Below are 5046 nucleotides of genomic sequence, written 5' to 3'. Positions count from 1 at the left end.
TCTTGACTGGCACAAAACGCATGGTTGGACGGCTCATCGCCTCACAGAGGGCCTCGGCATCTGCCGCATCATTCTTGCTGCGCCTGACGTAAGGTTTGACAAGCTGTGGCGCCATCAGCCTCACTTCGTGGCCGAGCGCGCCAAGGGTTCTGGCCCAGTGATGGGAAGCCCCACAAGCTTCAATGCCAATCACTGTCGGCGGCAGTTTCTCGAAAAACCGGATCATCTGATGTCGGCTCAGTTTCCGGCTTAGCGCAACCCGCTCTTCGGCATCCACGCCGTGGAGCTGAAACACTTTTTTCGAGGTATCCATGCCGATACGGACCAACTGACGCATGATGGTTTCCTTCACTGACATTCAACTCCTCAGCATCCTCTCAGGACCACAGGGAGCCGTCCACACCATCAGTTCTGTGGCGGCGAGATCGCATTCCGACGATGACCGTGCAGGCGGATATCAATGATCAGCTTCAGCCGCCCGAGGTCGCCGCGCGACTGGAGAAGGTGCTGCAGCCTTTGCGAACGACACTTCCAGAAGGGTATCGTATTGAAACGGGAGGTAATACCGAAGAGTCCGCGAAGGCCAACGCAGCAATGGCACCGATTTTTCCGATCATGATTCTGCTCATGCTCGGGGTTATCGTTGTCGAAACCCGATCTCTATCGGCGATGACGATGGTCTTTCTGACGGCACCTCTCGGCCTCATCGGAATGGTTCCCACGCTTCTCCTGTTTCACCAGCCCTTCGGGTTTAATGCGATCCTTGGTCTCATCGGTCTGTCAGGCATCCTGATGCGCAATACGCTGATTCTGATTGGTCAGATCCACACTAATCTGGCGGACGGCATGGAGTTTTCCGATGCAGTTGTCGAAGCCACTGTACAACGGGCACGCCCTGTCATCCTGACGGCCCTGGCGGCAGTCCTGGCATTCATTCCACTGACTGAGTCGATTTTTTGGGGAGCACTGGCATTTACTCTGATTGGCGGAACTGCCGCCGGTACCGTGCTGACACTCCTTTTTCTGCCAGCATTGTATACTCTGTGGCCGAGGAAGTCATTGGGGACGATTCATGCCGAACATGGCTGATGTTTCCCGCTTAGATGTTTGCTTTCTGCACATGTTGCTGTGATGTGACCTCAAGACGGCAGGAACTGCCTTCATGCCTCAGCAATCTCCGTAGAGACCCGGCATAGGGATAAAACCCGGTAGAGTCCAGATGCGATCGAACCAGCGCGTAAGAGCCGGGTAGGGGGTAAGGCTGATACCGCCTTCGGGTGCCAGTGCGAGGTAGGGAAAGAGAGCGCAGTCGGCAATTGTAGGCCGGCGGAGCGCAAACCAGTCCTGTGTCTCGAGATGCGCATTGAGCAGCGGCAGGAGCCGGTCGGTCCAGCGCATGGCGGTGCCCATATCGAGGGGGTAACCGAATTTCCGGATCAGACGGGCGGCATTGGGGCCGTTGCGAACCTCGCTCGACGCCACGGAAAGCCACTGTGTAATGGTGGCCTGTGACATAGCGTCTTCTGGCCACCAGCTGCGGTCTGTCAGCCGACCGGCAAGGTAAACCAAGATGGCCTGGGAGTCCCGGAGTGTGAGGTCGCCATCAACCAGGACGGGCACTTCCCCAAACGGGTTCAGTTTCCGAAAATCTGGATCATGGTTCTGACCTGCCGCGAGATCGACAGGAACAAGGTCCAGCTTCGTATTGGTCAGGGCCGCGAAAAGCCGGATCTTGTAGCAGTTTCCGGAGACGTCCAGATCATAGAGAAGCATCACGGAGTGTCCTGTGATTGGAAATTAAGAGGGCAGGAGACAGACGGAGCTTGCCCGGCAGCGCCATGGGCTCTACTGTGGCGAACGACTGTTCGTGAGTCAAAGGCGAAATGAGAGAACCCGTTCCTATCCACAGGATTGTTGTTGAAGCCCGCGAACTGTTTCGCGAATATGGCTACGAAGGGGCATCCATGCGCGATCTGGCCGATCGCGTGGGTCTGCGTCCGCAAAGCCTCTACACACGCTTTCCGTCGAAGGAATCTCTGGTGCCAGCAGTGCTGGCCCTGACGCTCGACGACGTGCTGGCCGATCTCCCGGATCCAGCGGCGGACTGGCGTGCTGCCTGGCGGACGCTGATCGGGCGGATTGCGGAGACGTTCGAGACACGGGGGCGCTGCGTGGGGTTGCATCTCGCTTATGGCGTGACGGCGCAGATGCCGGACGCTCAGGAAGCGGTACGGGCGTTTTTCGCGCGATTACGCGATGCGATGACCGGGATTCTGGAAGCCGGGACGATTTCCGAACCGGCGTCCGTTGCAGCGGATACCCTTGCGCAACTCGAAGGGGCAACGCTCTGGATCACGACCGAGGGCGACATGGAACCGCTCCGGCATGCTGTGGAACGTGCCTGTGTGTTGGTGATCGGGAAGGGAGACCAGTGTGATCGAAACTGAGAGATTGCGTCTCTCGCTCCATCAGCCGACGGATTTCGATGATCTGCACGCGATGTGGAGCGATCCGGATGTCGTTCGTCACATCAGCGGTGTTCTATCGTCGGAACAGGAAAGCTGGTTTCGCTTTCTCCGTTATCGGGGCCTTTGGGATATCCTGGGATATGGATACTGGTGCGTCCGCACGAAAGCGGATGGCCGCTATGTCGGCGATGTCGGCTTCGCTGATCTGAAGCGCCCCGTCGAGCCGCCTTTGGGCGCGGTGCCAGAGGCAGGATGGGTTCTGGCGCGCTGGGCGCATGGCCAAGGATTTGCGACTGAAGCGCTTCGGGCTGCTCTGGCATGGACGGACGGACGGGCGCGGCGTGGACCGCACGGTCTGCATCATGGCGCCGGAAAATGGGGCATCCCGCAGGGTGGCAGAGAAATGCGGATATTCCCTGAAGGGCAATCTCCGCTTCGGGGAGCGGCCGACATTGCTTTTACAGCGTGAAAGGGGACGTCAGGGATGACCCCGTCAGCACACACATACAGCGCATGGACCTGGCAAGAGCCGAGCGAGCCCGAGCAGCTTTTGCTCGAGGAGCGGGTCGCCGTGCTTCCAGGACCGGGTGAGATCGTCGTGCGTAACACCATGATCGCACTCAATCCCGTTGACTGGAAAGTCATTGCCGCCAGTCCCGACGGATGGAGGCCGGGGCATGTGCCGGGCGTGGACGGTGTCGGAATCGTCGCGGAGGTCGGCGACGGCGTGGGTATCCCTCTGGGAACGCGGGTCGCATATCATCAGGGGCTCGGTAAACCGGGCAGCTTCGCGGAGTATACGACCATAGACGCTGATTGTGCGCTGGTCGTTCCCGACGGTGTCAGCGACGAGAGCGCCGCCGGAATTCCCTGTCCGGGGCTGACGGCGTGGCAGGCGCTCGCCAAGGTACCGGATATGCCGAACCGGGATGTGCTGGTGACCGGGGCTGGCGGCGCTGTGTCGCTGATCCTGATGCAACTGGCATTGCGTCGGAACTGGCGTGTCTGGGCGACCGCGTCGCCGGTTCATCGCGATCGGCTGCTGGCGCTGGGTATTGCCGGTATGTTCGATTATCGCGATGAGGGTTGGCATGCGCAATTGACCGTAGCACTCGGGCCGCGCCGCCTCTTTGCTGCATTCGACACCACGAACGGAGCGTATGCACGCGGTCTGGCGTCGCTGGTGGGGTATAATGGGCATCTGGTCTGCATTCAGGATCGGCTGGAATCGCCTCCAATGCCGCCGTTCACGACGGCGCTATCCCTGCATGAAGTCGCGCTGAACAGCGCGCACGGCCATGCGACGGCGGAGGACTGGCGGGAGTGGCGTCAGGCCGGAGCGCACTTGCTCGCCGCAGTCGGGATTGGTGCCTTGGACCTCCAGCAGCATATTGTCACAGCGTTCGATGACCTGCCGGCAAGCCTCTCCGCCCTGAAGCACGGGCGCATTAAAGGGAAAAAGATTCTCGTGCGCATTGAGGCTTGAAGCCGTCATGTCGACGCGACTGGGCGCTCAGCGATGCACGCGAGTGGAGTGTCCAAACTGTGTGATGACTGACTTCGGGCTGTCAGGGGTTTCGAAGCGTAGACTAATGGCGGCAATGGGGGGGTAGAACGAACCCGCTGCGCGGGATTGGTGCGGTGTGCAGGCCTGTCACCACGGCGTGAGCGATCTGTTTTATTTGGAACTGTCCTGATCGGGCCAAGCACTCTGGCTTCTTCCCACCAGAAGGAGCCGGATGATGACAGAGTCCCTGTGCATTGCTGCAATCAGTCCCCTTCGCCAGCGCCTGCTTGATGACATGGCGGTGCGGCGGTTCTCCCGGGAGACGCAGCGCAATTACCTTCGCGATGTCGGCCGTTTCGCCACGTTTCTGGGCCGCTCACCCCACACGGCAACAGTCGAGGATGTGCGCCAGTTCCAGATTGCGCAGAACGCGGCGGGCATGCCGACACCGACCATGAATGCCATCGTGTCGGCGCTGCGGTTTTTCTTCACCCAGACGCTCGACCGCCCCGACCTTGCACGCAGGCTGGTCCGGGTAGCGCAGCCCCGCAACCTGCCCGTCGTGCTGAGCCGCGATGAAGTTGCCCGGTTGCTCAACGCGACCGTATGCCTCAAGCATCAGGCCGCCCTGTCGGTCGCCTATGGGGCAGGCCTGCGGGTGGCCGAGGTCGCCGCTCTCAAGATCAGCGATATCGACAGCGAGCGCATGCTGCTCAGGGTCGAACGGGGCAAAGGGGGACGATATCGCAACGCCATGCTTCCGGCAGACCTTCTGCCCCTGCTGCGGGAGTGGTGGAAGGCCGGACGCCAGCAGGGCGTGATGCATTCCGGTGGCTGGCTTTTTCCCGGCCAGGACACCATGAGGCCCATCAGCACACGGCAGCTCCATCGTGTGGTTGTCGATGCCGCGCGGGCTGCTTCGATCACCAGACGTGTGGGGCCTCATACCAACCGTTGATTGCTATAACCCATGAGCCCAATTGCGCAGTCCGATTGACATGATGCGCCATGGTTGATTGACGAGCTGGTTCCAGGCATGGCAGGCGATATCAACGATATCGTCATAGGTTC

7 protein-coding genes are annotated in these 5046 nt (G+C 60.3%); 5 read left to right on the top strand and 2 right to left on the bottom strand.

Features of this window, described 5'->3' with window-relative positions:
* Positions 1-337: IS110 family transposase (locus GEU01_RS19420; RefSeq protein WP_019087258.1), on the bottom strand; the 337-nt coding region annotated here is incomplete at its 3' end.
* A 101-nt stretch (positions 338-438) separates the two neighbouring features.
* On the opposite strand from GEU01_RS19420, the gene GEU01_RS19415 reads away from it, so the two are divergent.
* Complete coding sequence (locus tag GEU01_RS19415) at positions 439-1089, top strand: efflux RND transporter permease subunit (RefSeq protein ID WP_019087386.1); 651 nt, start codon at positions 439-441, stop codon at positions 1087-1089.
* A 78-nt stretch (positions 1090-1167) separates the two neighbouring features.
* Here GEU01_RS19415 and GEU01_RS19410 read toward each other — a convergent pair whose 3' ends face one another.
* Complete coding sequence (locus GEU01_RS19410) at positions 1168-1773, bottom strand: glutathione S-transferase family protein (RefSeq protein ID WP_019087385.1); 606 nt, start codon at positions 1771-1773, stop codon at positions 1168-1170.
* 110 nt (positions 1774-1883) lie between these two features.
* Here GEU01_RS19410 and GEU01_RS19405 point away from each other — a divergent pair, with 110 nt between their 5' ends.
* The 4 genes from GEU01_RS19405 (at position 1884) to GEU01_RS23420 (ending at position 4933) form a co-directional block, all read left to right on the top strand.
* Positions 1884-2447, top strand: a complete 564-nt coding sequence (locus GEU01_RS19405; RefSeq protein WP_019087384.1) for a TetR/AcrR family transcriptional regulator — start codon at positions 1884-1886, stop codon at positions 2445-2447.
* Positions 2434-2937 (top strand): GNAT family N-acetyltransferase, encoded by a 504-nt coding sequence (locus GEU01_RS23425; RefSeq protein WP_198284504.1) that lies wholly within the window; start codon positions 2434-2436, stop codon positions 2935-2937. The genes GEU01_RS19405 and GEU01_RS23425 overlap by 14 nt, the downstream gene beginning before the upstream one ends.
* 15 nt (positions 2938-2952) lie before the next feature.
* Positions 2953-3954, top strand: a complete 1002-nt coding sequence (locus GEU01_RS19395; RefSeq protein ID WP_019087383.1) for a zinc-binding dehydrogenase — start codon at positions 2953-2955, stop codon at positions 3952-3954.
* Positions 3955-4207: 253 nt separating this feature from the next.
* Complete coding sequence (locus GEU01_RS23420; RefSeq protein WP_019087382.1) at positions 4208-4933, top strand: tyrosine-type recombinase/integrase; 726 nt, start codon at positions 4208-4210, stop codon at positions 4931-4933.
* Positions 4934-5046: the final 113 nt, after the last annotated feature.

The sequence above is a fragment of the Komagataeibacter europaeus LMG 18890 genome, assembly GCF_000285295.1.
GTDB lineage: Bacteria > Pseudomonadota > Alphaproteobacteria > Acetobacterales > Acetobacteraceae > Komagataeibacter > Komagataeibacter europaeus.
Note: the sequence above shows the minus strand (reverse complement) of the source record. Positions and strands in the feature narration are given on the sequence as shown.

Excerpts from the sequence above, each read along its gene's own strand:
- GEU01_RS23420 (WP_019087382.1), top strand. The coding sequence starts at position 4,208 with ATGATGACAGAGTCCCTGTGCATTGCTGCAATCAGTCCCCTTCGCCAG.
- GEU01_RS19415 (WP_019087386.1), top strand. The coding sequence starts at position 439 with ATGACCGTGCAGGCGGATATCAATGATCAGCTTCAGCCGCCCGAGGTC.
- GEU01_RS19395 (WP_019087383.1), top strand. The coding sequence starts at position 2,953 with ATGACCCCGTCAGCACACACATACAGCGCATGGACCTGGCAAGAGCCG.
- GEU01_RS19410 (WP_019087385.1), bottom strand. The coding sequence starts at position 1,773 with ATGCTTCTCTATGATCTGGACGTCTCCGGAAACTGCTACAAGATCCGG.
- GEU01_RS19405 (WP_019087384.1), top strand. The coding sequence starts at position 1,884 with ATGAGAGAACCCGTTCCTATCCACAGGATTGTTGTTGAAGCCCGCGAA.